At 68.6% G+C, this 25646-nt stretch carries 28 protein-coding genes; 12 read left to right on the plus strand and 16 right to left on the minus strand.

The features are described 5' to 3' along the window. Positions 1 to 9: 9 nt before the first annotated feature. Positions 10 to 447 carry a Cu(I)-responsive transcriptional regulator gene (cueR, locus tag GRX31_RS00475; RefSeq protein WP_046985949.1) on the minus strand — a complete coding sequence of 146 codons (438 nt, stop codon included), beginning with the start codon at positions 445 to 447 and terminating at the stop codon, positions 10 to 12. A gap of 21 nt (positions 448 to 468) precedes the next feature. Further along, on the minus strand, positions 469 to 663 hold the full coding sequence (locus tag GRX31_RS00480; RefSeq protein WP_012201975.1) for a heavy-metal-associated domain-containing protein: 195 nt from the start codon (positions 661 to 663) through the stop codon (positions 469 to 471). Positions 664 to 963: 300 nt separating this feature from the next. Here GRX31_RS00480 and GRX31_RS00485 point away from each other — a divergent pair, with 300 nt between their 5' ends. Further along, positions 964 to 2667 (plus strand): methyl-accepting chemotaxis protein, encoded by a 1704-nt coding sequence (locus GRX31_RS00485; protein ID WP_016447285.1) that lies wholly within the window; start codon positions 964 to 966, stop codon positions 2665 to 2667. Between the two features lie 105 nt (positions 2668 to 2772). On the opposite strand, the gene GRX31_RS00490 is transcribed toward GRX31_RS00485, so the two are convergent. From GRX31_RS00490 to GRX31_RS00515, 6 genes are all read right to left on the minus strand, one after another. After that, a complete protein-coding gene (locus GRX31_RS00490; RefSeq protein ID WP_160851002.1) occupies positions 2773 to 3891 on the minus strand; it encodes an alkene reductase in 1119 nt (372 codons plus the stop codon). 81 nt (positions 3892 to 3972) lie between these two features. Continuing rightward, the gene (locus GRX31_RS00495; RefSeq protein ID WP_160851004.1) at positions 3973 to 4554 is read right to left on the minus strand and encodes an NADPH-dependent FMN reductase; all 582 of its coding nucleotides are present in this window, start codon (positions 4552 to 4554) and stop codon (positions 3973 to 3975) included. A gap of 4 nt (positions 4555 to 4558) precedes the next feature. Beyond that, positions 4559 to 5533, minus strand: a complete 975-nt coding sequence (locus GRX31_RS00500; RefSeq protein ID WP_160851006.1) for a tripartite tricarboxylate transporter substrate binding protein — start codon at positions 5531 to 5533, stop codon at positions 4559 to 4561. 64 nt (positions 5534 to 5597) lie between these two features. Then, positions 5598 to 6149: a VOC family protein gene (locus GRX31_RS00505; protein ID WP_160851008.1), complete on the minus strand. Its 552-nt coding sequence runs from the start codon at positions 6147 to 6149 to the stop codon at positions 5598 to 5600. A gap of 12 nt (positions 6150 to 6161) precedes the next feature. Further along, the gene (locus GRX31_RS00510; RefSeq protein WP_047469599.1) at positions 6162 to 6548 is read right to left on the minus strand and encodes an NIPSNAP family protein; all 387 of its coding nucleotides are present in this window, start codon (positions 6546 to 6548) and stop codon (positions 6162 to 6164) included. A 13-nt stretch (positions 6549 to 6561) separates the two neighbouring features. Further along, a complete protein-coding gene (locus GRX31_RS00515; protein ID WP_160851010.1) occupies positions 6562 to 7317 on the minus strand; it encodes an SDR family NAD(P)-dependent oxidoreductase in 756 nt (251 codons plus the stop codon). Between the two features lie 114 nt (positions 7318 to 7431). Between GRX31_RS00515 and GRX31_RS00520 the strand changes: the two genes are divergently transcribed. Next, complete coding sequence (locus GRX31_RS00520; protein ID WP_012201983.1) at positions 7432 to 8205, plus strand: IclR family transcriptional regulator; 774 nt, start codon at positions 7432 to 7434, stop codon at positions 8203 to 8205. 71 nt (positions 8206 to 8276) lie between these two features. On the opposite strand, the gene gstA is transcribed toward GRX31_RS00520, so the two are convergent. Together gstA and GRX31_RS00530 are read right to left on the minus strand one after the other, a co-directional pair. Further along, on the minus strand, positions 8277 to 8885 hold the full coding sequence (gene gstA, locus GRX31_RS00525) for a glutathione transferase GstA (RefSeq protein ID WP_013799958.1): 609 nt from the start codon (positions 8883 to 8885) through the stop codon (positions 8277 to 8279). Between the two features lie 95 nt (positions 8886 to 8980). Then, complete coding sequence (locus GRX31_RS00530; protein WP_017405070.1) at positions 8981 to 9568, minus strand: NADPH-dependent FMN reductase; 588 nt, start codon at positions 9566 to 9568, stop codon at positions 8981 to 8983. Positions 9569 to 9870: 302 nt separating this feature from the next. Between GRX31_RS00530 and mnmG the strand changes: the two genes are divergently transcribed. The 8 genes from mnmG (at position 9871) to GRX31_RS00570 (ending at position 17624) form a co-directional block, all read left to right on the plus strand. Next, on the plus strand, positions 9871 to 11850 hold the full coding sequence (mnmG, locus tag GRX31_RS00535; RefSeq protein ID WP_160851012.1) for a tRNA uridine-5-carboxymethylaminomethyl(34) synthesis enzyme MnmG: 1980 nt from the start codon (positions 9871 to 9873) through the stop codon (positions 11848 to 11850). Then, positions 11847 to 12509 (plus strand): 16S rRNA (guanine(527)-N(7))-methyltransferase RsmG, encoded by a 663-nt coding sequence (gene rsmG / locus GRX31_RS00540; protein WP_160851014.1) that lies wholly within the window; start codon positions 11847 to 11849, stop codon positions 12507 to 12509. The genes mnmG and rsmG overlap by 4 nt, the downstream gene beginning before the upstream one ends. A 106-nt stretch (positions 12510 to 12615) precedes the next feature. Continuing rightward, positions 12616 to 13230 carry a LysE family transporter gene (locus GRX31_RS00545; RefSeq protein ID WP_160851016.1) on the plus strand — a complete coding sequence of 205 codons (615 nt, stop codon included), beginning with the start codon at positions 12616 to 12618 and terminating at the stop codon, positions 13228 to 13230. A gap of 13 nt (positions 13231 to 13243) precedes the next feature. Next, entirely contained in the window at positions 13244 to 14014 is a 771-nt protein-coding gene (locus tag GRX31_RS00550; protein WP_016447291.1) for a ParA family protein, read from the plus strand. Between the two features lie 2 nt (positions 14015 to 14016). Further along, a complete protein-coding gene (locus GRX31_RS00555; RefSeq protein WP_202396451.1) occupies positions 14017 to 14595 on the plus strand; it encodes an RBBP9/YdeN family alpha/beta hydrolase in 579 nt (192 codons plus the stop codon). A 13-nt stretch (positions 14596 to 14608) separates the two neighbouring features. Next, positions 14609 to 15544, plus strand: coding sequence for a ParB/RepB/Spo0J family partition protein (locus GRX31_RS00560; RefSeq protein WP_016447293.1), 936 nt, complete (start codon positions 14609 to 14611; stop codon positions 15542 to 15544). 196 nt (positions 15545 to 15740) lie between these two features. After that, positions 15741 to 16775, plus strand: coding sequence for a peptidoglycan-binding domain-containing protein (locus tag GRX31_RS00565; protein WP_016452287.1), 1035 nt, complete (start codon positions 15741 to 15743; stop codon positions 16773 to 16775). A gap of 24 nt (positions 16776 to 16799) precedes the next feature. After that, complete coding sequence (locus GRX31_RS00570) at positions 16800 to 17624, plus strand: class I SAM-dependent methyltransferase (protein WP_160851019.1); 825 nt, start codon at positions 16800 to 16802, stop codon at positions 17622 to 17624. Positions 17625 to 17640: 16 nt separating this feature from the next. Here GRX31_RS00570 and sorU read toward each other — a convergent pair whose 3' ends face one another. The 5 genes from sorU to GRX31_RS00595 form a co-directional block, all read right to left on the minus strand. Continuing rightward, positions 17641 to 17988: a SorU family sulfite dehydrogenase c-type cytochrome subunit gene (gene sorU, locus GRX31_RS00575; RefSeq protein ID WP_160851021.1), complete on the minus strand. Its 348-nt coding sequence runs from the start codon at positions 17986 to 17988 to the stop codon at positions 17641 to 17643. 95 nt (positions 17989 to 18083) lie between these two features. Next, positions 18084 to 19337 carry a SorT family sulfite dehydrogenase catalytic subunit gene (gene sorT / locus GRX31_RS00580; RefSeq protein ID WP_160851024.1) on the minus strand — a complete coding sequence of 418 codons (1254 nt, stop codon included), beginning with the start codon at positions 19335 to 19337 and terminating at the stop codon, positions 18084 to 18086. A gap of 34 nt (positions 19338 to 19371) precedes the next feature. Continuing rightward, positions 19372 to 19959 (minus strand): hypothetical protein, encoded by a 588-nt coding sequence (locus GRX31_RS00585; protein ID WP_016447298.1) that lies wholly within the window; start codon positions 19957 to 19959, stop codon positions 19372 to 19374. Beyond that, positions 19956 to 20531: an RNA polymerase sigma factor gene (locus GRX31_RS00590; protein ID WP_016452283.1), complete on the minus strand. Its 576-nt coding sequence runs from the start codon at positions 20529 to 20531 to the stop codon at positions 19956 to 19958. The genes GRX31_RS00585 and GRX31_RS00590 overlap by 4 nt, the downstream gene beginning before the upstream one ends. A gap of 98 nt (positions 20532 to 20629) precedes the next feature. Then, complete coding sequence (locus tag GRX31_RS00595; protein WP_160851026.1) at positions 20630 to 21652, minus strand: AraC family transcriptional regulator; 1023 nt, start codon at positions 21650 to 21652, stop codon at positions 20630 to 20632. Between the two features lie 65 nt (positions 21653 to 21717). Between GRX31_RS00595 and GRX31_RS00600 the strand changes: the two genes are divergently transcribed. Both GRX31_RS00600 and GRX31_RS00605 read left to right on the plus strand, forming a co-directional pair. Then, complete coding sequence (locus tag GRX31_RS00600) at positions 21718 to 22992, plus strand: MFS transporter (RefSeq protein WP_016447301.1); 1275 nt, start codon at positions 21718 to 21720, stop codon at positions 22990 to 22992. 156 nt (positions 22993 to 23148) lie between these two features. Further along, positions 23149 to 24438, plus strand: coding sequence for a M20/M25/M40 family metallo-hydrolase (locus tag GRX31_RS00605; protein ID WP_016452280.1), 1290 nt, complete (start codon positions 23149 to 23151; stop codon positions 24436 to 24438). A gap of 188 nt (positions 24439 to 24626) precedes the next feature. Here GRX31_RS00605 and GRX31_RS00610 read toward each other — a convergent pair whose 3' ends face one another. Continuing rightward, entirely contained in the window at positions 24627 to 25628 is a 1002-nt protein-coding gene (locus GRX31_RS00610) for a Bug family tripartite tricarboxylate transporter substrate binding protein (protein ID WP_012202001.1), read from the minus strand. Between the last annotated feature and the right edge of the window lie 18 nt (positions 25629 to 25646).

Genomic DNA, 25646 nt, shown 5'->3' on the forward strand with positions numbered 1-25646 from the left:
CAGCTTAAATTAAGCGCCACTTCCCACTGTGTCGGGCGCTGCCAGATCATCCAATATCGGGCAGTCCGGCCGGTCGTCGCCGTGGCAGCAGTGCACCAGGGTCTTGAGCGTGCGCTGCATGGCCTGCATGGCGGCGATGCGCTCGGTCAGTGCGTCGATGTGGCGCTGGGCGATGTCCTTGACCTGGCTGCTGGCACGGCTCTTGTCCTGCCACAGGCCCAGCAAGGTGGCGATCTCGTCCATGGAGAAACCGAGGTCGCGGGCGCGGCGGATGAAGCGCAGGGCGTGCACGTCGGACTCGGCGTACTGGCGGTAGCCGCCGTCCGTGCGGTGCATGGGCGGCAGCAGGCCCTGGGCTTCGTAGTGGCGCACCATGCGCGCCGAGACACCGGCGCGGCGCGCGGCCTCGCCGATGGAGACGGGCCAGTGCTGTGCTTGGGCGGACATGGTGCGTGTCACTCCGGGGACTCAGGCGACCTTGTAGCCTTCTTCGGCGATGGCCGCGCCCAGCGCCTCGCGGCTGGCGCTGCTGTCGACTTCCACGCGCTGGGCTGCGCGATCGATTTTTACCTGGGCCTGGTCATCCACGCCCTGCACGGCCTGGGTGACGGCGCGTTCGCAGTGGCCGCAGGTCATGCCCTGCACGGTGAAAACATGTTGCATTTCTAGCTCCTGGTTGGGGCGCGCCGAAGTGGCGCAAGCCATGGACGGCATGTTGAACCCTGACACCATGGCAAGGTCAAGCGCCTGGCTGGGCAAGGGTTGATTTGGCCCAACTCGATGTGAGTCGGCCGGCTCAATGATCCGCTGCAATGGCCGATAGATCGAAAAGAGCCGTGAATATGCAAAAACCGTCATAGACCATTGGCGATCATCTGACAAACTGCAACAATTTGTATTTACGTTGGCGCTATGCATTTGGAGACCGTGCGTGCGCCCTGACTGACAGAGAGGAAAACGGTCATGAACTTGTTGGGAATGATGCGGGCTTTCACGATCCGCACGCGGATGCTGGGTGCCATCGCCATGGTGCTGGTGCTGCTGGGTCTGCTGGGCGGAGCCGGGATGCTGGGCATGTTCCGCATCCATGGCATGAGTCAGCAGTTCATGCATACCTCGTACGCCAAGATGGGCTACATGGTGGAGTTGCGCGCCGAGTTGGGCGCGGTGCGCGCCCATGAAAAGGACATGATCATCCAGTACGAGCGTGCCGACGAGGTGCGCAAGGCCCACGGGCAGTGGTTGGCGGCCATCGAGCGCGTCAAGGCCGTGGCGGGGCGTTTTCTGAAGGACGAGGACCCTGCCGACGATGCCATCGTCAGCGGCATCTCCGACCGTGTGGACCGCTACCGCCAGCAGTTCGAGCACATTGCGCGCCAGCTGGAGGCCGGTGGCTACGACACGGCCACCACGGCCAACCGCATGAGCGGCAAGGCCATGGCCGAGGTGGCCGAGGTCGAGAAGCTCATCGCCCAGCTCGACCAGCTGCTGCGCCAGCAGGTCGATGCCATGGCCGCCGAGGAGCAGGGCGTGGCCGAGCAGACGCAGTGGATCTTCGTTGCCGCCGTGGTGCTCACGGTGCTGGTGGTGGTGCCGCTGACGCTGATGAACATGCTGTCCATCTGCCGCCCCCTGGTGCAGGCGCGCCAGACGGCGCTGACCATCGCCCAGGGCGACCTGTCGCAGAGCGTGAAGGTGGAGGGCAAGGACGAGGTGGCCGACCTGCAGCGCGCGCTGGACCAGATGCAGCAGAGCCTGGGCTCCATGGTGACCCAGGTGCGCGATGCCAGCGGCAACATCGCCACGGCCAGCCAGGAGATCGCCACGGGCAACCAGGACCTGTCCTCGCGCACAGAGCAGACGGCCAGCAATGTGCAGGAGACCGTGGCCTCGCTGTCCCAGCTCACGGCCACGGTGCAGCAGACGGCATCGTCCTCGCAGCTGGCCAACCAGTTGGCGGCATCGGCCTCGACCACGGCCACGCGCGGTGGCGACGTGGTGGCCCAGGCCGTGGTGAGCATGCAGGAGATCACGACCTCCAGCCGCAAGATCGGCGACATCATCGGCCTGATCGACTCCATCGCCTTCCAGACCAACATCCTGGCGCTGAACGCCGCCGTGGAAGCGGCGCGCGCCGGCGAGCAGGGCCGCGGCTTTGCCGTGGTGGCCGCCGAGGTGCGATCCCTGGCCCAGCGCTCGGCCCAGGCGGCCAGCGAGATCAAGGCGCTGATCCAGACCAGCGTGCAGGCCGTGGACGTGGGCGTGCGCCAGGTCGAGGACGCGGGCAAGACCATGAAGGAGATCGTGGACAGCGTGCAGCGCGTGGGCGACATCATTGGCGAGATCACGGCGGCTTCCAGCGAGCAGTCGGGCGGCATCGGCCAGGTCAACCAGGCCGTGGGCGATATCGACCGCATGACGCAGCAGAACGCAGCCCTGGTCGAGGAGTCGGCTGCCGCTGCCGAGTCGCTGCGCGAGCAGGCCGCGCGCCTGGCGCAGGTGGTGGGCCAGTTCCGCATTGCCGGTGCGGCCGTGGCATCCATGGGCTCGCATGCTTCCTACGGCCGTCCCTCCCAGGGCCAGCCCAGCCTGGCACCGGCCGCAGGCCGCGCCTCGCTGGCCTCTGGCCGTGACACGCGCGAGACCCAGCTGCTGGAACACGCCTGAGATAGCGGACGCAGGGACAGGGGCCCGGCCCCTGTTCCACGTGAATCGTCTGGATAAAAAAAGCGGAGTGCGATGCACTCCGCTTTTTGTTTGTGCGGCCGCCAATCAGGCCTGGCGCGCGAACGGGTAGTCGATATAGCCCTCTGCGCCGCCGCCGTAGAACAGGCTGGAGTTCCAGGGGGTCAGCGGCAGGTCGTCGTGCAGGCGGTGGACCAGGTCGGGATTGGAGATGAAGGCCTTGCCGAAGGCCACGATATCGGCGTGGCCGCTTTCCACGGCGCGCAGGGCCATGTCGCGGTCATAGCCGTTGTTGACCATCCAGGCGCCCTGGCCGCCGGCCTGGCGGTAGGCGGATTTGAGGGCCGCGTAGTCGAAGGGCCGGTCCGGCAATTCACGCGGGCCGCCGGTGGAGCCTTCGATGATGTGGATGTAGGCCAGGCCCAGCGGCGCCAGCTGGCGCACCACGTATTCGAACAGCGGCTGGGGATCGGCATCGGCGATGTCGTTGGCCGGCGTCACGGGCGACAGGCGGATGCCCACGCGGCCGCCGCCCACGGCATCGGCGGCGGCGCGTGTGCATTCGAGCAGCAGGCGGGCGCGGTTCTCGATGCTGCCGCCGTAGTCGTCATCGCGCCGATTGGCGCCGGTCTTGAGGAACTGGTCCAGCAGGTAGCCGTTGGCGCCGTGCAGCTCCACGCCGTCGAAACCGGCCGTCTCCACGGCATTGCGCGCGGCCACGGCGAAGCTGTGGACGATGGCGGGCAGCTCGTGCTGGGCGAGCGCGCGCGGCGCGGAGGTGGGCACGAACTGGCCCTTGCCCGAGTCCTCGTCGATCACATAGGTCTTGGATCTGGCCGCCACCGGGGACGGTCCCACGGGCGCCTGGCCTTCGGGCTGCAGCGAGGTGTGCGAGACCCGGCCCACATGCCACAGCTGGGTGACGATGCGCCCGCCCTCCTTGTGCACGGCGTCGGTCACGCGCCTCCAGCCGTCGAGCTGCTCGCTGCCGTACAGGCCCGGCACATGGGCATAGCCCTGTCCCTGGTGGCTGATGGCCGTGCCTTCGCTGATCAGCAGGCCGGCGCTGGCGCGCTGGGCGTAGTAGGTGACCATGATGTCGTTGGGCAGGGCCTGGGGTGCGCGGTTGCGCGTCAGCGGCGCCATGGCGATGCGGTTGGGCAGGCGCAGTTCGCCAGCCTGTATGGGTTCGAACAGAGAGGTCATGCAACGGGGCTTTCTGTGCGTGAAGCAAAAGCGCCGCCCGTGCGGGCGGCGCGGCGTACGGCACAGATTACGCCCATGGAATCAATCGTGCAGGCCAGGGATTTGCGCGCTGTCGTGCAGGCGACGGTGCTGTGCCACGAGTCGGCCCAGCGCCTGCATCTGCGCTGTCACGAAGCTGCGCGTGGCGGCATCGGTGCACAGGCCCTGGCTGTCGAATTTCTGCGCCGCCTGGCCCACAAACACCTCGGGCCGGGCCAGCACGTCGGCTTCCATGCACTGCAATACCTTGCGAAGTTCGTACTGCACGCGCGCCCCGCCCAGCGGGCCCGGCGAGGCCGAGACAAGGGCCACGGGCTTGTGCCGAAAGGGTTGGTCGTCGCCACGCGAGATCCAGTCCAGCGCATTCTTGAACATGCCTGGAATGGAGAAGTTGTACTCGGGCGTGGCCAGCACCACGGCGTCGGCGCGGCGGATGCGCTCGCGCAACTGGTGCACGGATTCGGGCATGCCCGTGGCCAGCAGGCCGGCATCCAGCGGCGGCAGCGCGCGCCAGTCGCAGACCTGCATCGTGGCCTGGGGTGGCAGGCATTCGCCCGCCAGCTCCAGCAGCATGCGGTTCAGTGAATGGCGGCGCAGGCTGCCGCACAGGCCGATGATGTCCATGGCGTCAGGCCTGCAGCGGAATGCCGACCTGCTGGATGACGCCGCGCCAGCGCGCGATTTCGGTGCCCACCATGCCACGCATCTCCTCGGGGCTGCAGGGCGTGGCCGCGCTGCCGGCGCTGGCCAGGGCCTGGAGCAGGTCGGGCTCCTTCAGGGCCTTGTGGGTTTCGGCGGCGAGCCTTTGCACCACGTCGGCGGGCGTGCCTGCGGGCGCGGCCAGGCCCAGCCAGGAGCGCACCTCGAAGCCGGGCAGCACGGCCGAGGCCGGCGGCACCTCGGGCAGGGTGGGCCAGGCCTGGGCGCTGGTGACAGCCAGGGCGCGCAGCCGGCCCGACTTGATGTGCGGCATGGCCACGGTCAGCGTGTCGCTGAGCACGTCCACATCGCCTGCTATCACGGCCTGCACGGGTGCGCCGCCGCCCCGGTAGGGCACGTGCAGCAGCTGCACCTTGGCCGTGGAGCCCAGCAGCTCGCCGGCCATGTGCTGGGTGGAGCCCACGCCCACCGAGGTGAAGGTGATGCGTCCCGGCTCCTTGCGGGCCATGGCCAGCAGATCGGCCAGGGTCCTGGCGGGATGCTCGGCGCGCACGGCCACCACGAAGGGAAAGGACGAGACGGTGGAGACAAAGGCGAAGTCCTTGACCGCGTCGTAGGGCAGCGATTTGCGCAGCGCGGCCGACACGGTGTGCGCGCCCGTGAGCATGACCAGGCTGTAGCCGTCCGGCACCGCCTTGGCCACGAAGTTGCTGGCAATGGAGCCGCCCGCGCCGCTCTTGATCTCCACCACCACGGGTTGCCTGAGCGACTCCTGCAGCTTCTGGGCCACGAGCCGGGCCACCACGTCGGCATTGCCGCCCGCGCCAAAGCCGTGGATCAATTGAATGGGCCGGTTGGGAAAGCCGCCCTGGGCCCGGGCCGTGGGCAGGGCGAGTGAGGCGGCGCCTGCAAGCAGGGCCGTGCGTCGGGTGATGGCAGTCATGTCGTGTCTCCTTTTTTTGTATTGCGCGCTGCGGACGTGTCCAGTGGCTTCGCTGGCGTTGCTGCTAGCGGTCCGCGCGCGCGTAGCCGGTCTGGGCGCCGTAGAGCTTTTCGCGCTGCGACCAGTCGTGGGTCTCGTTCCACAGGGCCAGCACCTGCATGGCCTCCTGCTCGAAGACCTGGTGGCGCGCCGCGTCGGCCGTGCGCGCGGTCAGCTCCAGGCGGTGGCCCGAAGGGTCGAAGAAGTAGATGGAGGTGATGAAGTCGTCGTGGTTGGTGGGGCCCACCACGTCAATGCCCAGGTCCAGCAGGTCCTGCCGGGCGCGCAGCACGGTGTCCACGTCGGCGACCTCGAAGGCGAAGTGCTGTATCCAGCCCGGCGACTCCATGTCCTTCATCTGGCCCGGGTCCCGGGGGCACTCGAAGAAGGCGATGGAGCTGCCGTCCTCCATCTCGAAAAAGATGTGGATGTGCGGGCTGTACTGGCCCGTGGAGGGCACATGGTCCTCGCCCATGGCGTGGGTGAAGCGCAGGCCCAGCACCTCGGTATAGAAGCGCACGGTCTCGGCCGCGTCCTTGCAGCGGTAGGCGGCGTGGTGAAGCTTTTTGCACAGCATGGATGTCTCCTGTCAGTCGGTGGAAAAGGGGCCGGAAGTGGACGCGGGGCCTGTGGCGCCGTGGAGCGGCTCCTGGCAGCCGCTCCACTGGGGCTGGAAGAAGGGGGCCGGGACCAGGAGCTTCGATTCCTGGCTTTGCAGCAGCGGCAGCATGCGCGCCACATAGGCCTGCCAGCGTGGCTCGGCCAGCAGGCGGGCGCGGCGCTCGGCGCGCTCGTTCAGGTCCGTATAGGCCCACAGGTGGACGATCTGGTTGAGTGGCCCCGAGTCGCTGGTGTAGTAGCCGACCATGCGGCCCAGAATGCGTTGCTGCAGCTCCAGGCCCTCGGCCTGGTAGAGCGCCAGGTAGTCCCGCCACTTGCCGGGGTGGGCGGTGTAGGTGCGTTGTTCGACGAGCATGCCGTGCCTTTTTTCAACCGAGGCTGTGGCCGCCGTCGATCACGATGCGCGTGCCCGTGGCCGTGCGCAGATGCGTGGCGCAGGCGAGGATGGCCTGCGCCACATCGCCGGGCTCGACCACGCGGCCCAGCGGCGTGTGCGCGGCCTTTTTCTCCAGCTCCTGGCGGCTGCGGCCCCCCACGAAGCCCGTGTCCACGGCGGCGGGCGAGACGCAGAGAAAGCGCACCGGGCCGAAGGCGCGCGCCATGGACACCGTCAGCGTGTCCAGCGCGGCCTTGGCGGCGCAATAGGCCATGTTGCTGCCCAGGCCCGTGAAGGCGGAGACCGAGGACACGTTGACCACGGCGGCATCCTGCGAGGCGCGCAGCAGCGGCAGCAGGGCCCGCGTCACGGCATAGGTGCCGCCCACATTGGCGCACAGGATGCGGTTGAACAGAGCGGGCTCCAGCGCATCGATCTGCGCGTGCGCGATGCGCTCGGTGAAGCCCGCGCAGTTGACCAGCAGGTCCACCCGGCCCAGGTGCTGCTGCAGCCACTGGGCGGCGGTGGCGTGGCTGGCCTCGTCTTGCAGCGACAGCTGCAGCGTGTGGTGGCTGCCCGGCAGTTCCTCGCGCAGCGCCTGGGCGCGGTCGCGGCCCTGGTGGTAGCCGATCACGACGGTGGCGCCTTCGCTGGCCAGGGCCCGCGCCGTGGCGGCGCCTATGCCGCTGCTGGCGCCGGTGACGACGGCGATTCTGTCTTGCAATGGCGGATAGGAGAGTTGCATCATTCGGAAATCCGTGGCGCCCGGCCTTGCCGTGCCCTGGCCGGGCCGTGGTTGATCGGCCATTCCGATTGTTTTCAAATCGCCCGGCGGCGCCACTCAGTTGTCCGATAAACGAACATGACCTCATCGTCCGATGCCGGCTCCCTCAAACGGGGCGTGGCCTTTCTCAAGCTGCTGGCGACCGGGGGCGTGCGCGGTTGCCCGCTCAGCGAACTGGCCGAAAAATCCGGCGTGCCCCACCCTTCGGCCCACCGCATCCTCAAGCAGCTGATTGCCGAGCGCCTGGTGGTGCACGACGCCCAGACCCACCGCTACCGGCTGGGGCCGCTGGCCTTCGAACTGGGCCTGGCCGGGTCGATGCTGCACGACATACGCGACCTGTGCGAGCCGGCCATGGCGGCGCTGTCACGTGAAACCGAGGACACGGCCTACCTGGTGGTGCGCAGCGGATTCGAGGCCGTGTGCCTGCACCGGCTCGAAGGCGACTTCCCCATACGCACGCTGGTGCTGCAGGTCGGCAGCCGGCGCCCGCTGGGCGTGGGCGCCGGTGGGCTGGCCGTGCTGGCCGCCATTGCGCCAGAGGAGCGCGAGGCCATCATCGAGCGCGTGGCGCCCGCCCTGCCGGCCTTTGGCAAGCTCACCGATGCGGGACTGCGCCTGGCCTGCGAGGAAACGGCCCGCGCAGGCGTGGCCGTGATACAGAACCGCGTGAGCCTGGGCGTGACGGCCGTGGGCGCGCATTTTTGCGACAGCATGGGCCAGGCCATGGGGGCGGTCAGCGTGGCCGCGCTGACCCAGCGCATGACGGCGGCGCGCGTGCGGCGCATCGCCCAGCAGGTGCGCGCTGCGGCGGCCCAGATAGAGCAGCGCATCCGCACGCGCAAAAGATAAGGGGCCGGCTGGTCCACACCAGCCGGCCCCTTGTCGGCCCCTTGTGCCGCCGAGCCCAGGCTCGGCGCTGCTTACTTGAGCAGGCCTTCGGCCTTCATCGCCGCCTGCACGGCAGGGCGGGCCAGCACGCGCTCGCGGTAGGCCAGGAGGTTGGTCAGCTCGGAGATGTCCACGCCCACGAACTGGGCCCAGCCCGTCACGGTGAACAGGTAGGCGTCGGCCACGGTGAACTGCTCGCCCATCAGGTAGTCGCGGCCATTGAGCTCGCCGTCCACCCACTTGAGGCGGTCCAGCACGCGCTGGCGCACCACGGGCTTGTAGTCGTCGGGCGTGGCGGGGTTGAACAGGGGACCGAAGCCCTTGTGCAGCTCGGTGCCGATGAAGTTCAGCCACTCCTGCAGGTGGTAGCGGGCCATGGTGCCGTTGGCCGGGGCCAGCTTCTTCTCGGGGACCAGATCGGCCAGGTACTGGACGATGGCCGGGCCTTCATGCAGCGTGTCGCCGTCGTCGAGCACGAGGAAGGGAACATAGCCCAGCGGGTTGATGCCGTAGTAGTCCGTGCCGTCCTGCAGCTTGTGCGTCTTGGTGCTGGCCAGGACCGGCTCGTAGGCCAGGCCTGCCTCGTGCAGGACGATGTGGGGAGACAGAGAGCAGGCGCCAGGGCTGTAGTAGAGCTTCATGGTGGATGGCTTCCGATCAGGGTAAGAAAGACAAGCGCCCATGCTAACCCCATGTGGCGGGGCTGCGCATGATGGGACCGCGCTGGCGGCAGGGTTCAGGCCGACAGGCGCTGTGCAGCCCAGAGCACCTGTTCCAGCACGGCCTTCATGCCCTGCTGGTCCTGGGATCGCTGCAGGCGGCCGGCGTCGTCGAATGCCTGGCCTGCCTGTCCCACGGCGTGGCTCACGGGGGCCAGCCAGCACTGCAGGTTCAGCAGCAGCGGCGCCAGGTGCGACTGGGCGCGCAGGCCGCCCAGGCCGCCGGGCGAGGCGCTGGCCATGCCCACGACCTTGCCGCGAAAGGGCAGGGTGCCATCGGACCAGACCGGATCACCGGCCACGGGGCTGGAAGCCCAGTCGATGGCGTTCTTGAGCAGGGCAGGGTAGCTGCCGTTGTACTCGGGCGAGCAGATCAGCCAGGCCGGGTGGCTGTGCAGCGCGGCCTTGAAGCGCAGCACGTCGGGCGGCGTGCCGCTGGCCTCCAGGTCGGCGTTGTACATGGGGATGTCGAAATCCGACAGCTCCAGCAGCGTGGGCTGGGCGCCCAGTTCGCGCGCCATGTCGGCGGCGGCGGCGGCCAGGCGCCGGTTGTGCGATTGTTGGCGGGTACTGCCCGCGAAGATGAGGATCTGCATGGCCGCCATTGCATCACAGGCCCTGCACATGTTTCTTGCAAGCGGGCCGCCCTGCGGGCGGCGGCGCGCAGCATCCTGCGGAGAATGCGGCCGCCCGCCGCACTGTTTCACGTGGAACACCGGCGCAGTGCCGGCCCGGTGGCAGGGCCGGCCGACCCCTTGCAAGGCACTGGTGCGGCAAAGGTGGGAAAATCGCGGGTTCCCCGCTGGGTTCCCCTCGCTACATGAACGAGGGCCACCTGCCATGAGCGCCGGAGCGTGAGTGCTCCGTGTCGGGGGCTTGGGCCGGGCAGGCCCCCGGAGTCATAAGCATGTTGTATCCACAGGAATTTGATGTGATCGTGGTCGGTGGCGGCCACGCCGGCACCGAGGCCGCGCTGGCCGCTGCGCGCATGGGCTGCAAGACGCTGCTGCTGAGCCACAACATCGAGACACTGGGCCAGATGAGCTGCAACCCCAGCATCGGCGGGATCGGCAAGGGCCATCTGGTCAAGGAAGTGGATGCGCTGGGCGGCGCCATGGCGCTGGCCACCGATATCGGCGGCATACAGTTCCGCATCCTCAACAGCTCCAAGGGCCCGGCCGTGCGTGCCACGCGCGCCCAGGCCGACCGCATTCTCTACAAGGCCGCCATCCGCGACATGCTGGAGAACCAGCCCAACCTGTGGCTGTTCCAGCAGGCGGTGGACGACCTCATGGTCGAGGGCGACCGCGTGGTGGGTGCCGTCACCCAGGTGGGCGTGCGCTTTCGCAGCCGCACCGTGGTGCTCACGGCGGGCACCTTCCTGGACGGCAAGATCCACGTGGGCCTGAACAACTACGCGGCAGGCCGCGCGGGCGACCCGCCGGCCGTCAGCCTGTCGTCGCGGCTCAAGGAGCTGCAGCTGCCCCAGGGGCGCCTGAAGACCGGCACGCCGCCGCGCCTGGATGGCCGCAGCATCGACTTCTCGCAGTGCGAGGAGCAGCCCGGCGACGGCATGCCCGGCGGTGTCAACGAAGGCGTGCTGCCGGTGTTCAGCTTCATCGGCAATGCGGCCATGCACCCGCGCCAGATGCCCTGCTGGATCACCCACACCAACGAGCGCACGCACGACATCATCCGCAGCGGCTTTGACCGCAGCCCCATGTTCACGGGCAAGATCGAGGGCGTGGGCCCGCGCTACTGCCCCAGCGTCGAGGACAAGATCAACCGCTTTGCCGACAAGGAAAGCCACCAGATCTTCCTGGAGCCCGAAGGCCTGACCACCAACGAGTTCTATCCCAACGGCATCTCCACCAGCCTGCCCTTCGACATCCAGTACGAATTGGTGCGCAGCATGAAGGGGCTGGAGAACGCGCACATCCTGCGCCCCGGCTACGCCATCGAGTACGACTACTTCGATCCGCGCTCGCTCAAGAGCAGCTTCGAGACGCGCCAGATCCAGGGCCTGTTCTTCGCGGGCCAGATCAACGGCACGACCGGCTACGAGGAAGCGGCGGCCCAGGGCCTGTTCGCAGGCCTCAACGCCGCGCTGCAGTGCCGCGGCCAGGAAGCCTGGCTGCCGCGCCGCGACGAGGCCTACCTGGGCGTGCTGGTCGATGACCTGATCACCAAGGGCGTGACCGAGCCGTACCGCATGTTCACCAGCCGCGCCGAGTTCCGTCTGCAGCTGCGCGAGGACAACGCCGACATGCGCCTGACCGAGGCCGGCCGCGCCATGGGCCTGGTGGACGATGCGCGCTGGGATGCCTTCAGCCGCAAACGCGATGCTGTTTCACGTGAAACAGAGCGCCTGAAGTCCACCTGGGTCAATCCGCGCATCGTCGCGCCCGAGGAATCGGAGCGGGTGCTGGGCAAGTCCATCGAGCGTGAATACAACCTCTTCGACCTGCTGCGCCGCCCCGATGTGGGCTACGGCAAGCTGATGAGCCTGAACGAAGGCCGCTATGCCTCGGCCGATGTGCAGCCCGAGGTGCTGGGCGATCTCAGCGCCTCCGTCGTCGAGCAGGTGGAGATCGCGGCCAAGTACGCAGGCTACATCGACCGCCAGAAGGACGAGGTGCAGCGCGCCGCCCACTTCGAGAACCTGCGTCTGCCGGCCGAGCTGGACTATATGCAGGTGCCGGCCGTGTCCTTCGAGGTGCGCCAGTCGCTGCAAAAGCACAGGCCCGAGACGCTGGGCCAGGCATCGCGCATGTCGGGCGTGACGCCAGCGGCGATCTCCCTGCTCGTGGTGCACCTGAAGAAGGGGGGCTTCCGCGGCTTTGCCCCTGATGTGACAGACGCGAAGGGCGAGGAGGCATCCGCATGAGCCAGGAACTGCGCGCTCCTCTCGAGGCCGGCCTGCAGGCGCTGGGCCTGGAGCTTTCCCCTGCCCAGGTCGATACGCTGATGGAATTCCAGGCCCTGCTGGGCAAGTGGAACAAGGTCTACAACCTCACGGCAGTGCGTGATCCGCAGGAAATGCTGACCCACCACCTGCTCGACAGCCTGGCCGCCGTGCCGCCCCTGCAGCGCCACCTGGCCCAGATGCCTGCGCGCGCAGGGCGCACCGCCATGCTGGACGTGGGATCGGGCGGCGGCCTGCCCGGCGTGGTCTTTGCCGTCTGCTGCCCGCAGATCGACGTGCACTGCGTGGACACGGTGGGCAAGAAGGCGGCCTTCATCCAGCAGGCGGCGGCCACTCTGCGCCTGCCCAACCTGCGCGGCATCCACAGCCGCGTGGAGCAGTTGACCACGCGCTATCCGCTGATCAGCTGCCGTGCCTTTGCCTCGCTGGCGGACTTCACCAGCTGGTCGCGCCAGTCGCTGGAGGAGGGCGGCACCTGGCTGGCCATGAAGGGCAAGCACCCCGACGAGGAAATCGCCGCGCTGCCTGCCGACGTGCAGGTGTTTCACGTGGAACCATTGAAGGTGCCGGGCCTCGATGCCGAGCGCTGCATCCTCTGGCTGCGCACTGCTGCAGCCTGATTTTTTTACCGAATAGCACACTGCCGCGTTGCGGCGGGGCCATGTTCCCCATGCGCTGGCCATGGCCCTCGCATAAACTCCCAGCTTTCATCGCTCAGGGGTCAGCATGTTCGGCATCTCCGATTTCAGCGCATTCGTTGTTGCCATTCTTCTGTTTTTGCTGATTCCGGGGCCGGGCAATCTGGCGCTGATCACCTCCACCGGCAAGGGCGGCATACGGGCCGGAATGGCGGCCTGCGCCGGCGTGCTGGCGGCCGACCAGGTACTGATCTGGATGGCGGTGGCGGGCGTGGCCGCGTTGCTGGCTTCCTATCCCGCGGCCTTCCATGCCGTGCAGTGGCTGGGCGCCGCCTACCTGGGCTGGCTGGGTTTCAGGATGCTCACAGCCAGGCCCGGCGAAAAGCCCGTGCTGCACATCGAGCCGCGCCACTACTTTCGCCAGGCTGGCCTGATCACCCTGATGAACCCCAAGTCCATCGTGTTCTACATGGCCTTCTTCCCGCTGTTCGTGGATCCCGCAAGCCACCAGGGCCTGCTCACGTTCGCGGTGATGGCGGCCACGGTGGCCGTGCTGACCTTTCTCTATTGCCTGATCGTGGTGCTGCTGACCGCGCATCTGGCCGAGCGCATGCGCGCCAATCCTGCGGTTTCCCGGGTTCTCGAAAAGACTGCGGGCGTGTTTCTGATCGGTTTTGGCCTCAAGCTGGCCATCGCCAAATAAGCGTGTAAATACCATGGCCAAAATCTTCTGTGTCGCCAATCAAAAGGGTGGGGTCGGCAAGACCACCACCGCCGTCAACCTTGCTGCGGGCCTGGCCAAGATCGGCCAGCGCGTGCTGATGATCGACCTGGACCCCCAGGGCAATGCCACCATGGGCTCGGGCGTGGACAAGCGCGCGCTGGAGCTGTCGGTCTACGACGTGCTGCTGGAGAACGCCAGCGTCAAGGAAGCCGCCGTGCGCTCCGAGGCCGTGGGCTATGACGTGCTGGGCGCCAACCGCGAACTCAGCGGCGCCGAGATCGAGCTGGTCACGCTGGAGCGCCGCAACGAGCGCCTGAAGGGCGCCCTCAGGGCGGCCGATGCCGACTACGACTTCGTGCTCGTGGACTGCCCGCCCAGCCTGTCCATGCTCACCCTGAACGGCCTGTGCGCGGCCCATGGCGTGGTCGTGCCCATGCAGTGCGAGTACTTCGCGCTCGAAGGCCTGACCGACCTGGTCAACACCATCAAGCAGGTGCATGCCAACATGAACCCCGACCTGCAGATCATCGGCCTGCTGCGCGTGATGTTCGACCCGCGCACCACGCTGCAGCAGCAGGTCAGCGACCAGCTCAAGGAGCACTTCGGCGACAAGGTCTTCGACACCGTGATCCCGCGCAACGTGCGCCTGGCCGAGGCGCCCAGCTATGGCGTACCTGGCGTGGTCTTCGACCCGGGCGCCAAGGGCAGCAAGGCCTTCATCGATTTCGCGCACGAGATGGTGCGCCGCATCAAGAAGATGTAGCCATGCAAGGTTCACATGAAACGGCAGGGCAGGGCGTGCCGACCGGGTGGGCTGCCGAGGACGTCTGGCTGCTGCCCGGCTGGCAGAACTCGGACGCCGGCCACTGGCAAAGCCGCTGGGAGCAGCGCCACGGCTACCGCCGCCTGGAGCAAAACGACTGGGACCGTCCGCTGCGCGGCGACTGGAGCGCCAGGCTGCAGGAGACGGTGCTCGACGCGCCGCGCCCGGTGGTGCTGGTGGCCCACAGTCTGGGCTGCATCCTTGTGGCGTGGTGGGCGGCGCATTCGCCGCTGGCCGCCCGCAAGGTGCGTGGCGCGCTGCTGGTCGCCCCCGGCGATACCGAGCAGCCCCAGCTGCGCGAGCAATTGCCTGGCTGGTCGCCCGTGATGATGCAGCGCCTGCCGTTTGCCTCCATCGTGGTCGGCAGCAACAACGATATCTATTGCAGCGCGCAGCGCGTGCAGACCCTGGCCGATGCCTGGGACGCGCGCTTTGTCGATGCAGGGCCTTCGGGCCACCTCAACACGGCCAGCGGGCTGGGCGACTGGGACAGCGGACACGCGCTGCTGGCGTCGCTTTGACAAGGACAACACCATGGTGACCAAGAAACCCAAGGGACTGGGACGCGGACTCGAAGCCCTGCTCGGCCCCAAGGTCCACGACAAGGAAGAGGCCGGCGGCCCCGTGGCCGAGACCGGGCTGCCCAGCATCCTGCAGCTGGACGTGATGGTGCCCGGCCAGTACCAGCCGCGCACCCACATGGACGAGGGCGCGCTCTACGAGCTGGCCGAAAGCATCAAGGCCCAGGGCATCATGCAGCCCATCCTGGTGCGCCGCCTGGCCAAGGGCGAACACGCCGGCAAATACGAAATCATCGCGGGCGAGCGGCGCTTTCGCGCAGCCCGCATCGCCGGCCTGGCCGAGGTGCCGGTGCTGGTGCGCGAGGTGCCCGACGAGGCCGCCGCCGCCATGGCGCTGATCGAGAACATCCAGCGCGAGGACCTCAACCCGCTGGAAGAGGCCCAGGGCCTGTCGCGCCTGGTCAAGGAATTCGGCCTCACGCACGAGCAGGCGGCCCAGGCCGTGGGACGCTCGCGCAGCGCGGCCACCAACATCCTGCGCCTGCTGAACCTGGCCGACCCGGTGCAGACCATGCTCATGGCCGGCGACATCGACATGGGCCATGCGCGCGCCCTGCTGTCGCTGGACCGCGCGGCCCAGATCACAGCCGGCAACCAGATCGCGGCCAAGAAGCTGTCGGTGCGCGAGGCCGAGGCCCTGGTCAAGAAGATCGGCGCCGACTTCAGCCTGGTGCGCCAGAAGTCCAAGAAGGAAGGCAAGACGCGCGACATCAAGCGCGTGGAGGAAGAGCTGTCCGACCTGCTCATGGCCGATGTCGAGGTGCGCATCAAGAAGTCCGTGCGCCGGGGCGGCAAGCTGCAGGAAATGGGCGAAGTGGCGATCCAGTTCGGCTCGCTCGATGCGCTCAACGGGCTGATCGAACGTTTGCGCGGCGATGCACCCGAGTGATGACAACAGTTTGTAACCGTCTGTGATCTGTCGTTCTCCAGCAAAGCAGCGCTTTTTCGCAAGGGTGAATCCCGGTATATTTGCGCGCTGTTATGCGGGGTAATTGTGTGTAATCGCTGACTGGCGACGCTGCCAGTGCGTGGACGCCCATTGCCCTGGCGCTGATTCACCTAGACCAGACCAAGAGGATTACAACGTGAAGAAGTATCTTGCCCTGACTGCCATCGCCGCCGTGGCGCTGACCGGCTGCGTGACCACCGACATGCGCATGGGTTCGCCGGAAGCCAAGACCGTGGCCACGGGCGCCGCGGGCGGTGCCAGCGCCGAGAACGCCAACACCGAGCTGGAGCGCTGCGATTCCTCGCTGGGCACCATCTCCCTGGTCGAGAACCAGACCGCCGGCTGGTACACCATCCTCACCCAGCAGTACCGCCTGCCGCCCACATCGCAGCTGCTGCGCCTGATGATCCAGCAGTCCAACTGCTTCATCGTCGTGGAACGCGGCGCGGCCGGCATGGGTGCCATGGCGCGTGAACGCGCGCTGATGGACTCGGGCGAAATGCGCGGCGGCAGCAACCTGGGCAAGGGCCAGATGGTGGCCTCCGACTACGGCCTGTCCCCCGAAGTGATCTTCAACCAGAGCGATGCCGGCGGCATGGGCGGCGCCATCGGCGGCCGCGCAGGCGGCATCTTCGGCGCGCTGGCTGCAGCCACCAAGACCCGCGAGGCCTCGGTCATGCTGGCCCTGGTGGACAACCGTTCGGGCGTGCAGGTGTCGGCTTCCGAAGGCTCGTCTTCCAAGACCGACTGGGGCGGCATGGGCGCGCTGTTCGGCGGCTCCGCCGGCGCCTCGCTGGGCGGCTACACGCGCACGGCCGAAGGCAAGGTGATCGCCGCCGCCTTCATGGACGCCTACAACCAGATGGTGCGCGCGCTGCGCAACTACAAGGCACAGACCGTCAAGGGCCAGGGCCTGGGCGGCGGTGGACGCCTGGGCGTGGACGGCGGTGCCGCACCGTCGCAGACATCGGCTCCGGGCGCCAATGCCGCCGGCATGTCGCTGCGCGCCGCGCAGCAAAAGCTCAACGCCCTGGGCTACACCGCAGGCACGCCTGACGGCGCCATGGGCAAGAACACCCAGAACGCCCTGCGCGAATTCCAGCGCGACCAGAGCCTGCCGCAGACCGGCCGCCTCGACCGTGCCACCTCGCAAGCACTGCAACAGCAATAAGCGGCTCCCGGCCGGAGGGCGCGCATGATGCGGCGCCTTCCCTGGCCGGCCCCGGCCCTTCTTGCCTGGGCCGGCGCCTGGCTTGTGTACGCCGCGCTGCAATCGACCCTAGGGCCGCTGGCCGCCTGGCTGGCGGCCTGTTTTTTGGGCGTGCTCGCCAGCCTGCTGGCCACGCCCTGGTGGCGGCGCTTGGCCGTGGCGGCGGGCTTTCCGCTGTCCTGCCTGATGCTGTGGGGGCCGGGCGGCCTGGCCGCCATCAGCCCCTGGCTGTGGCTGGCGGCGCTGGGCCTGCTCGCCCTGGTCTACCCGCTCAACGCCTGGCGCGATGCGCCGCTGTTTCCCACGCCCGCCGATGCGCTGCAAGGCCTGGCCGATGCCGCGCCGCTGCCGGACGGCGCGGCCGTGCTCGATGCCGGCTGCGGCCTGGGTGACGGCCTGCGCGCGCTGCGCGGGCAGTACCCGCAGGCGCGGCTCAACGGCATGGAGTGGAGCTGGCCGCTGCGCTGGCTGTGCGCGCTGCGCTGCCCCTGGGCCCGTGTGCGCCGCGCCGATATCTGGCTGGCCGACTGGAGCGGCTACCAGATGGTCTACCTGTTCCAGCGCCCTGAAAGCATGGGCCGTGCAGCCGTCAAGGCCGCCACGGAGCTGCCTGAGGGCGCCTGGCTGGTCAGCCTGGACTTTGCGCTGCCCGGCGTGGAGCCCTCCTGGCAGCGCCAGGGACCGGGCCGGCACAGCCTCTGGGTCTACCGCATGCCGCTGGGCGGTGCCGGCGAGGCCGTGGTGCATGTTCCGGAACCCGAGGAAACACCCTACGAGAAGGCGCTGCGCGAAATGCGGGAACGCCGGTGACGGCTGTGCGTGGCGCCTACTTCTTCGCGCTGGCCTTGCTCACGTAGAGCGACAGCGCGGCGATATCGGCCTCGCTGAGCGAGGCCTTGAATGAGGGCATGGCGCCTATGCCGTCGCGCAGGGCACGGGCCACGCGCGCGGCATCGGGCTGCAGCTCGTCGAGCACGGGGCCGATGGCGCCCTCGGCACCCGCGTCCTTGAGCGTGTGGCACAGCGCGCAGGCGGGCGTGGCCGTGGCGAACAGCTTCTTGCCCAGGGCCATCTGGGCCGCTTCATTGGCAAAGGCGGGGGCGCACAGCAGGGCGCTGCCGAGCAAAGTGCTGCCCAGCAGGGCGGTGTGGATCAGGTGTTTCATCGTGAACATGGCAATGGGGGTACGGGCCCGCCACGGTCTGGCGCCGTGTGCGGGAGGTGACGGGAGTGAAGAGAAGGGAGGCGGGATGAGCGCGCGGGCCGTGTTCAGGCCACGGTGACGGTCACGGCGTGGTCGGCCCAGCTGGTGTTGTTGTAGCCACTCTGGTTTTCGCCGCGCGTCTCGGGCTGGACCCGGCCGCGCGCGTCGGTGGCGCGGCTGGCCAGCACATGCGTGCCCTTGGGCAGGCGCGCCTGCAGCACGAACTGGCGCCAGGCGTACTTGCCCAGGTCGGGGCCAACCAGGCGCGCGGCCTGCCAGCTCTTGCCGCCGTCCGTGGACACCTCCACGCCCTTGACGGCGTCCATGCCGCCAAAGGCCACGCCGTGGATCTGCACCAGGCCGGCGGCCTGCCCGCCGTCCTCGTGCAGGGGTGAGTTGATCCAGGACTTGACGCTCATCTCCTGCACCGAGGGCTGGCTCGGATCGCCCTTGCTGCCGGGCGGCGAGATGCGGTAGCCGTGGGACATGATGTGGGCCTCGCTCTCGCGCGGCGTGAAGGCCAGCTGCTTGATGTACTTGATGTTGTTCACACCCGTGTAGCCGGGCACGATCAGGCGCAGCGGCCCGCCGTGGGCCAGCGGGATGGGCTCGCCGTTCATCTCCCAGGCCAGCAGCGCGTCTTCCATGGCCGACAGCGGCACCGAGCGCTCGACGATGACGCTCTTGGGGTCCAGCCCCGCAGGCAGCACCTCGCCGCCCGTGCCGGTCATGTAGAGGCCGCCGTCTGACACGCCGCCCAGGGCCTTGACCACCTCGCGCACGGGCACGCCGCTCCAGACCACGCAGCCGGCCGCACCCACGGTCCAAGCCGTGCCGCTGGGCTTGCTGGGAAAGAAGGCGCGGCCATTGCCCGAGCACTGCAGCACCATGGCCACGGTCTCCAGGCCCAGGGACTTGAGCTCGCGCACGCTGAGGCTGCGGGGCTGGCGCACGCCCCCCACCTGCAACTGCCAGGCATCGCGGTCGGCCACGATGGATTCGGGCGGTGTGGGCAGGTTGTTGCGCACATAGAGCTGGTCGCTGGGCGTGATCACGCTGGTGCCGAAGGCGCCGCGCCGCGTCTCTATGGTGGTGGAGCTGTGGACGATGAGGGCATCGGCCTTCTTCCAGCCCGCGTAGCCGGGCAGGGGCTTGGCCGCCGGTGCTGCCGCAGCTGCGGGTGCCTGGGCCTGGGCTTGGGCTTGGGCCAGTGCGCCCTGGTGCAGGCCGGCCAGGCCTGCGGCGGCCAGTGCGCTGGCGCTGCCGGCCAGCAGGCTGCGGCGCGCGGGGGAGGTGGGCGATGTCGGCAAGTGGTTCATGGGTGTCTCCTCGTGGTGGTTGTCATGGGGCATCTCATGGGGCAGGGGTGCCCAGGGCCTTGCTGGCCACGGCCAGGGCCTGTTTCTTCTGGGCTACCAGCACCAGCGGCCGGCCTTCGCGCGAGCGAACGACCTGCCAGTGCATGTTGGCCCACCAGCCCTGGCCATCGGCCAGGCGCTGGGGCTGGTCGAAGGCCAGCACGGTGACGATGCCGCCCTTCTCGAAGAAGGTGGTCAGGTGGTAGGCGCGCGTGCCGTCGATATCGCAGGGCCGCATCAGCTGGGTGTAGCCGGGCAGCTTCTCGCCGGCCGGCAGGTCCAGGCGGCGCGCCACCTCGGCCTCGGGCATGAAGCTGCCGCGCAGCGTGCGCTCGTAGTACTCATGCTCGATGGCGGCGCGCACCAGCTCGGGCGGGCGCATGGCGAACACGGCGGTGGCGGCCGAGCTGCCCACCAGCAGCGCGGCGATCAGCCGGCGCACGCCGCTGCGCGCATGCCAGGGCGTGTGGCGCAGCAGATGGGCGGGCGGCTCGCCGTGCGGCCCGGGGTCGAAGGCCAGGGCCAGTTCGGCGCGTGCGCGCAGGTCGAAGGCCGATTCGTCGGTCGTGTCCGGGGCAGTCATTTCAAGCCTTGGTATCGTGTGGCGCGCAGCGGGGTGGGGCGCAGCGGGATCACGCTGGCAGTCTCTGGGGCAGGCGCCGGGGCGGCCTGCTCCAGCGCCGCCTTCAGCGCATCGCGGGCGCGTGACAGGCGCGACAGCACCGTGCCCGGCGCAATGTCCAGGGCCTCGGCCATCTGGGCCGTGGGCATGTCGTCGAAGTAGTAGAGCACCAGCACCTCGCGGTGGATGGGGGCGATGCGCGACAGCGCCTTGACCACGTCGAGCCGGTCGTCCAGCGCCGAAGGCGAGGGGGAGGGGGCGGGATGCTGGTCCAGCGCCTCGTCATCGCTGACCAGATGGGCCGATGGCGCAAGGTGCCGGAAGGCATGGCGGCGCATGATCTGGAACAGCCAGGCCCGCGCCATCGCGGCCTCGCGCAGCTGGTGGCGAAAGCGCCAGGCGCTGGTGAAGCAGTCCTGCACCACGTCCTCGGCCAGCGCGCGCGAGCCGGTCAGCGCCCAGGCGCTGCGCAGCAGGAATCGGTAGTGCTCGCGCACCCACTGGTTGTAGCGCGACTCGGCGGTGGAGATCATGCGGCATAAGAGCACGCAGGGCGCCGCCCTATTCCATGGGCTGGCCTTAGGCAAACCCTATATCGGATCAGCTATCGCGAAGAGGCGATGGCTCCCTGTCATTCCCTGATCGGCCGCGATACAGCGCCTGATCCGACCCTGTGGGCAGCGGAGCCGGCCTGCTGCCCGAAGAACCGTGCCGGAGGCATGCCCACCGTGCGGTGCACCATGGCGCTGAAGGCGCTGGGGCTGTATCCCAGCTCGGCCGCGATCTGCTGTATGGGAAGGCCGCGCGCGGCCAGGCTCAGGCCGTGGGCCAGCACGACTTGCTGGCGCCAGGTGGTGAAGCTGCAGCCCAGCTGCTGCTGGAACAGCCGGGCCACGGTGCGCGGGCTGGCGCCGGTGTCTGCCGCCCAGTCGGCCAGGCTCTCGTGCTGGGTGGGGTCGGCCACCACGGCTTCGCAGAGCATGCGCAGCCGCTTGTCCTGGGGCATGTTCACGCCAAGGTGGACTTCGCTGGCCCGGCGAAGCTCTTCCAGCAGCAGGGCGCTCAGATGGTGCTCGCGCTGCAGGGTGGCGGCGTCCGGGGCGGGCTGGTCATCGCTTTGCTTGGGCAGGGCCGTGATCAGCTCGCGCATCAGCGGCGAAACCTCCAGCACGCGGCAGCGTGCCCAGTCCTGCGGGTTGCAGGCCACGCCGCAGGGCGGGAGGTCCGGCAGTACGGGGCCCTGGGCCGGATCGTCCTGCAGCACGTAGATGGAGACGAGATCGGCTTCCTCGACCATGGCCACGGCGTGGACCAGGCCGGGCGGAATCCACACGGCCTTGGAGGGTGGGGCGATCAGCGTGCCCTGGGGGGCCGACAGGTGCAGCACGCCGTCCAGCGAGATGGCGATCTGTGCCCAGCTGTGGCTGTGCGGTATGACGCGCGTGCGTGCCGACAGGCGGTGCTGCTTGGCGCGCACGGGGCGCTGGGGCGTGGGCACGAACAGGTGCGGATGCAGGGCCTCCACCGGCTCCATCGGCCGGGCCCTGCGCACCGACCGCAGTGCGGCTGCGGGGCAGGCGCTGGGCAGGGTGTCGGCACAAGTGTCGGCAAGGGTGTGGGCAGGGGTGCCGGGTGTGGAGACAGGCTTTGGCATGTTTGCGACAGAAGTTGGCAGACTATCGCATACAAGACGAAACGCTGCTGCCTAAGATGCGGCCCATGACCGCCTCTTTCTCTTCCATGCCGGACGCCGTGGCGCCGGACCCGCTGCGCAGCGATGTGCGCACCATCGGCCTGATCGGCCTGGCGCATGGTTCCTCGCATTTCTTCCACCTGCTGCTGCCGCCGCTGTTTCCGTGGCTGATCGCCGAGTTCGGCTACAGCTATGCCGAGCTCAGCGTGATGGTGTCGCTGTTCTTCGTGGTCTCCGGCGTGGGACAGGCCATGGCCGGCTTTGCCGTGGACCGCTTCGGCGCACGCCCCATTCTGTTTGCGGCGCTGGGCAGCTTCACCGTGGCGGGCGTGGTCGCCAGCCTGGCGCAGGGCTATGGAATGCTGCTGCTGGCGGCCTTCTTCGCGGGCCTGGGCAATGCGCCCTTCCACCCGGTGGACTTCACCATCCTCAACAAGCGCGTGTCGGCCAAGCGCATCGGCCATGCGTTCTCGGTGCACGGCCTGTCGGGCAATATCGGCTGGGCGCTGGCGCCGCTGTTCATGGCGGGCATCACCACGGCCACGGGCTCGTGGCGCCTGGCCTGCCTGTGCGGCGCGGCCCTGGCCGCCGTCATCCTCACCATCATGGTGCTCAACCGCGAGGCGCTGGACGACCGTGCGGCCGATGCCCAGGCCCCCGCGGCGCGCGCCGCTGCGGCCGCCGTGCCGCAGGAGCATCCCATGGCCTTCCTGAAGCTGCCCTCGGTCTGGCTGTGCTTCTCGTTCTTCTTCTGGAGCACCTGCGCGCTCAGCGCCATCCAGAGCTTTGCCAGCCCCGCCATGCAGTCCATGTACGGACTGCCGCTGAGCGTGACGGCGCTGATCGTCACGGGCTACATGCTCTGCGGCGCGGCAGGCATGCTGGCCGGTGGCTTCCTCGTGGGCCGCGTGCAGCGGCTGGAGAAGGTGATCTCCATCTGCATGCTGGGCTCGGGTGTTGCGCTGTTCCTGGTCGGCACGGGCTGGCTGCCGGCCATGGCGGCCGTGGCCGTGGCCTCCATCGCGGGCCTGGGCACGGGCCTGGCCGGTCCCTCGCGCGACATGCTGATCAAGCGCGCCGCGCCCCCCGGCGCCACGGGCCGGGTCTACGGCACGGTGTATTCGGGCCTGGACCTGGGCTTTTGCCTGGCCGCGCCGGTGTTCGGCTACATGCTGGACCACGGCATGAGCCACGGCGTGTTCTACGGATCGGCCATTGCCCTGGTGCTGAGCGTGGTGTCGGCCGTGGTCGTGGGCGATGGCGTGAGCCGGAAAAGCGGCATGGCGCTGAGCGCGGGCTGATACCGGGTCGCGCTCCCCACAAGGCCCCGCAGGCCCAAGCTTGCGGGGCCTTTGCTTTGGGCGCAGAGATGGACAAAACAGGCACGGCAATTGCGTGCGCCCTGCGCGGCGCCTGCTATCGTGCAGGCACAACTTTTCAACACAGGAGACCTGTCCATGCGTTCCGCCTTCGCACCACTTTCCCTCATGTTCCGCAGCGCCCCGCTGGCGCTGGCCCTTGCCATGGCCGGCCTGTCCGGCAGTGCCCTGGCTGCGCCCAAGGCCGATATCCAGGCGCTGGCGCAAAAGCACCAGCAGCCCCTGCTGGACACGCTGCGCGAGCTGGTGCACATCGAGTCGGGCAGCAAGGACATGGAGGGCGTGGAGCAGATCGCCAACTACGTGGCCGGCAAGCTGCGCGAGCAGGGCGGCAAGGTCGAGATCCTGCAGCCCACCGACGTCTACCGGCTGGGTGACACGCCCGAGAAGATCGGCCCCATGGTGCATGCCGAGTTCAAGGGCAAGGGCACCAGCCGCATCATGCTGATCGCCCACATGGACACGGTCTACCTGCGCGGCATGCTCAAGGACCAGCCGTTTCGCATCGACGGCGAGCGTGCCTACGGCCTGGGTATTGCCGACGACAAGCAGGGCGTGGCCCTGATCCTGCACACCGTGGCCATGCTGCGCCAGCTGGGCTTCGACAACTACGGCACGCTGACCGTGCTGATGAACAGCGACGAGGAAATCAGCTCGCCCGGCGCGCGCAGCACCATCACGCGCCTGGGCGCCGAGCAGGATGCGGTCTTCTCGTTCGAAGGCGGCGGCACCGACGGCGGCGTGCGCCTGGCCACCAGCGGCATCGGCGCGGCCTACCTCAAGGTCGAGGGCAAGGCCTCGCACGCGGGCGCCAAGCCCGAGGACGGCGTGAATGCGCTGTACGAGCTGTCGCACCAGCTGCTGCAGATGAAGGACCTGTCCAAGCCCGAGACCGGCCTCAAGCTCAACTGGACCGTGGCCAAGGCCGGCACCAACCGCAACGTCATTCCCGCCGAGGCCACGGCCCAGGCCGACGCCCGCGCGCTGCGCGTGGCCGACTTCACGGCGCTGGAGCAGGCCATGCAGGCCAAGGTGGGCCACAAGCTGCTGGACGCCAGCAAGGTGCAGCTCAAGTTCGAAGTGCGCCGCCCGCCGCTGGAGGCCAACGAGGCCTCGCGCAGCCTGGCCAAACAGGCGCAGACCATCTACAGCGATGAGCTGGGCCTGAAGATGAGCGTGATGGAAAAGGCCACGGGCGGCGGCACCGACGCGGCGTTTGCGGCACTCAAGGCCAAGGGTGCGGTCATCGAGGGCTTTGGCCTGAGCGGCTACGGCGCGCACTCCAATGATGCGGAGTATGTGCAGCTGAACACCATCGTGCCGCGCCTGTACCTGGCCACGCGCATGATCATGGATCTGTCGAAGTAGCCCCCACGCTCCCCCTGCTTCGCATGGTCCGCTGCCCCTGGCCGGGCGCCCCCCGAGGGGGCCGCGTTTCGCCTTGGGGCGGCCCGGCAGCGAAACCTGGCGCACGCTGCGGATGGCGGGGTCAAAAAGCAAAAAAGGGCATGCCTTGCGGCATGCCCTGAAGGCGCATCGTGGGGCGCTCTGTGTTCTTACTGCGAAGAGATGTTCTTGTCTTTCGCGATCTTGCTCCAGCGCGTGAAGTCGGCATTCAGGCGCGCCTTCATGGCCGCGCCGTCCTGGTAGGTGGCGATGGCGCCTGCGGCCAGCATCTTCTTTTGCAGCTCGGGCTCGGCCAGGATGAGCTTGAGCTCCTGGTTCAGGCGCTGGACCACGGCGGGAGGCGTGTTCAGCGGGGCGATCAGGCCGCCCCAGGTGTCGGCGTCGAAGCCGGGGAAGCCCTGCTCGGCCACCGACTTCACATTGGGCAGCAGCTGCTTGGCCTTTTGCGAGCTGACGGCAATGGCGCGCAGCTTGCCGGCCTGGATGTGGGGCAGGGCCGCGACCACGTCGGCGAACATCACGGCGATCTGGCCGCCGATCAGGTCGGTCACGGCCGGCGCGCTGCCGCGGTAGGGCACGTGCTGCATGTCGAAGCCGCCCAGGTCCTTGAGCTGCTCCATGGACAGGTGGCCGAAGCTGCCCGTGCCCGAGCTGGTGTAGTTCAGCGCGGGCTTGGCCTTCCTGGCGTGCTCGATCAGCTGCTGCAGGTTGGTCACGTCCGGCAGCTCGCGCGGGTTGATGACGATGGCCATGGGCAGGTCATAGACCGTGGCCACGGGCAGGAAGTCCTTGCGCACGTCGTACAGGTTGTTGTTGAACAGCATGGGCGCCAGCAGCGCGGGCATGCCGAACATGGACAGCGAGTAGCCGTCGGGCTGCGACTTGATGAAGGCCGCCGTGCCCACCGAGCCCGAGGCGCCGGGGCGGTTGTCGATGACGATGGTCTGGCCCAGGCGCTCGGTCAGGCGCTGGGCGACGATGCGCGCGGCCGTGTCGGTGGGGCCGCCGGGCGGGAAGGCCACGGTCAGCTTGATCAGTTTGTCGGGCCACTGGCTCTGGGCCCGTGCGGCGGGGGCCAGCGTGGCGATGGCGGTGGCGCAGGCGGCGGAAAGGATCTGGCGGCGCGAGGCCTGGAAGGGGGTGGAAGTCATATGTCTCCTCAAGCGGGA

It is taken from the genome of Delftia sp. CH05, assembly GCF_009827015.1.
Taxonomy (GTDB): Bacteria; Pseudomonadota; Gammaproteobacteria; order Burkholderiales; family Burkholderiaceae_C; genus Comamonas; species Comamonas tsuruhatensis.

Excerpts from the sequence above, each read along its gene's own strand:
- sorT (WP_160851024.1), bottom strand. The coding sequence starts at position 19,337 with ATGAACCACTTGCCGACATCGCCCACCTCCCCCGCGCGCCGCAGCCTG.
- GRX31_RS00480 (WP_012201975.1), bottom strand. The coding sequence starts at position 663 with ATGCAACATGTTTTCACCGTGCAGGGCATGACCTGCGGCCACTGCGAA.
- GRX31_RS00515 (WP_160851010.1), bottom strand. The coding sequence starts at position 7,317 with ATGATGCAACTCTCCTATCCGCCATTGCAAGACAGAATCGCCGTCGTC.
- GRX31_RS00610 (WP_012202001.1), bottom strand. The coding sequence starts at position 25,628 with ATGACTTCCACCCCCTTCCAGGCCTCGCGCCGCCAGATCCTTTCCGCC.
- GRX31_RS00495 (WP_160851004.1), bottom strand. The coding sequence starts at position 4,554 with ATGGACATCATCGGCCTGTGCGGCAGCCTGCGCCGCCATTCACTGAAC.
- GRX31_RS00490 (WP_160851002.1), bottom strand. The coding sequence starts at position 3,891 with ATGACCTCTCTGTTCGAACCCATACAGGCTGGCGAACTGCGCCTGCCC.
- GRX31_RS00600 (WP_016447301.1), top strand. The coding sequence starts at position 21,718 with ATGACCGCCTCTTTCTCTTCCATGCCGGACGCCGTGGCGCCGGACCCG.
- GRX31_RS00585 (WP_016447298.1), bottom strand. The coding sequence starts at position 19,959 with ATGACTGCCCCGGACACGACCGACGAATCGGCCTTCGACCTGCGCGCA.
- GRX31_RS00590 (WP_016452283.1), bottom strand. The coding sequence starts at position 20,531 with ATGATCTCCACCGCCGAGTCGCGCTACAACCAGTGGGTGCGCGAGCAC.
- GRX31_RS00530 (WP_017405070.1), bottom strand. The coding sequence starts at position 9,568 with ATGGCGGCCATGCAGATCCTCATCTTCGCGGGCAGTACCCGCCAACAA.
- GRX31_RS00485 (WP_016447285.1), top strand. The coding sequence starts at position 964 with ATGAACTTGTTGGGAATGATGCGGGCTTTCACGATCCGCACGCGGATG.
- GRX31_RS00595 (WP_160851026.1), bottom strand. The coding sequence starts at position 21,652 with ATGCCAAAGCCTGTCTCCACACCCGGCACCCCTGCCCACACCCTTGCC.
- GRX31_RS00555 (WP_202396451.1), top strand. The coding sequence starts at position 14,017 with ATGCAAGGTTCACATGAAACGGCAGGGCAGGGCGTGCCGACCGGGTGG.
- gstA (WP_013799958.1), bottom strand. The coding sequence starts at position 8,885 with ATGAAGCTCTACTACAGCCCTGGCGCCTGCTCTCTGTCTCCCCACATC.
- GRX31_RS00560 (WP_016447293.1), top strand. The coding sequence starts at position 14,609 with ATGGTGACCAAGAAACCCAAGGGACTGGGACGCGGACTCGAAGCCCTG.
- GRX31_RS00550 (WP_016447291.1), top strand. The coding sequence starts at position 13,244 with ATGGCCAAAATCTTCTGTGTCGCCAATCAAAAGGGTGGGGTCGGCAAG.
- sorU (WP_160851021.1), bottom strand. The coding sequence starts at position 17,988 with ATGTTCACGATGAAACACCTGATCCACACCGCCCTGCTGGGCAGCACT.
- GRX31_RS00545 (WP_160851016.1), top strand. The coding sequence starts at position 12,616 with ATGTTCGGCATCTCCGATTTCAGCGCATTCGTTGTTGCCATTCTTCTG.
- rsmG (WP_160851014.1), top strand. The coding sequence starts at position 11,847 with ATGAGCCAGGAACTGCGCGCTCCTCTCGAGGCCGGCCTGCAGGCGCTG.
- GRX31_RS00500 (WP_160851006.1), bottom strand. The coding sequence starts at position 5,533 with ATGACTGCCATCACCCGACGCACGGCCCTGCTTGCAGGCGCCGCCTCA.
- GRX31_RS00510 (WP_047469599.1), bottom strand. The coding sequence starts at position 6,548 with ATGCTCGTCGAACAACGCACCTACACCGCCCACCCCGGCAAGTGGCGG.
- GRX31_RS00520 (WP_012201983.1), top strand. The coding sequence starts at position 7,432 with ATGACCTCATCGTCCGATGCCGGCTCCCTCAAACGGGGCGTGGCCTTT.
- GRX31_RS00505 (WP_160851008.1), bottom strand. The coding sequence starts at position 6,149 with ATGCTGTGCAAAAAGCTTCACCACGCCGCCTACCGCTGCAAGGACGCG.
- GRX31_RS00570 (WP_160851019.1), top strand. The coding sequence starts at position 16,800 with ATGATGCGGCGCCTTCCCTGGCCGGCCCCGGCCCTTCTTGCCTGGGCC.
- cueR (WP_046985949.1), bottom strand. The coding sequence starts at position 447 with ATGTCCGCCCAAGCACAGCACTGGCCCGTCTCCATCGGCGAGGCCGCG.
- mnmG (WP_160851012.1), top strand. The coding sequence starts at position 9,871 with ATGTTGTATCCACAGGAATTTGATGTGATCGTGGTCGGTGGCGGCCAC.
- GRX31_RS00605 (WP_016452280.1), top strand. The coding sequence starts at position 23,149 with ATGCGTTCCGCCTTCGCACCACTTTCCCTCATGTTCCGCAGCGCCCCG.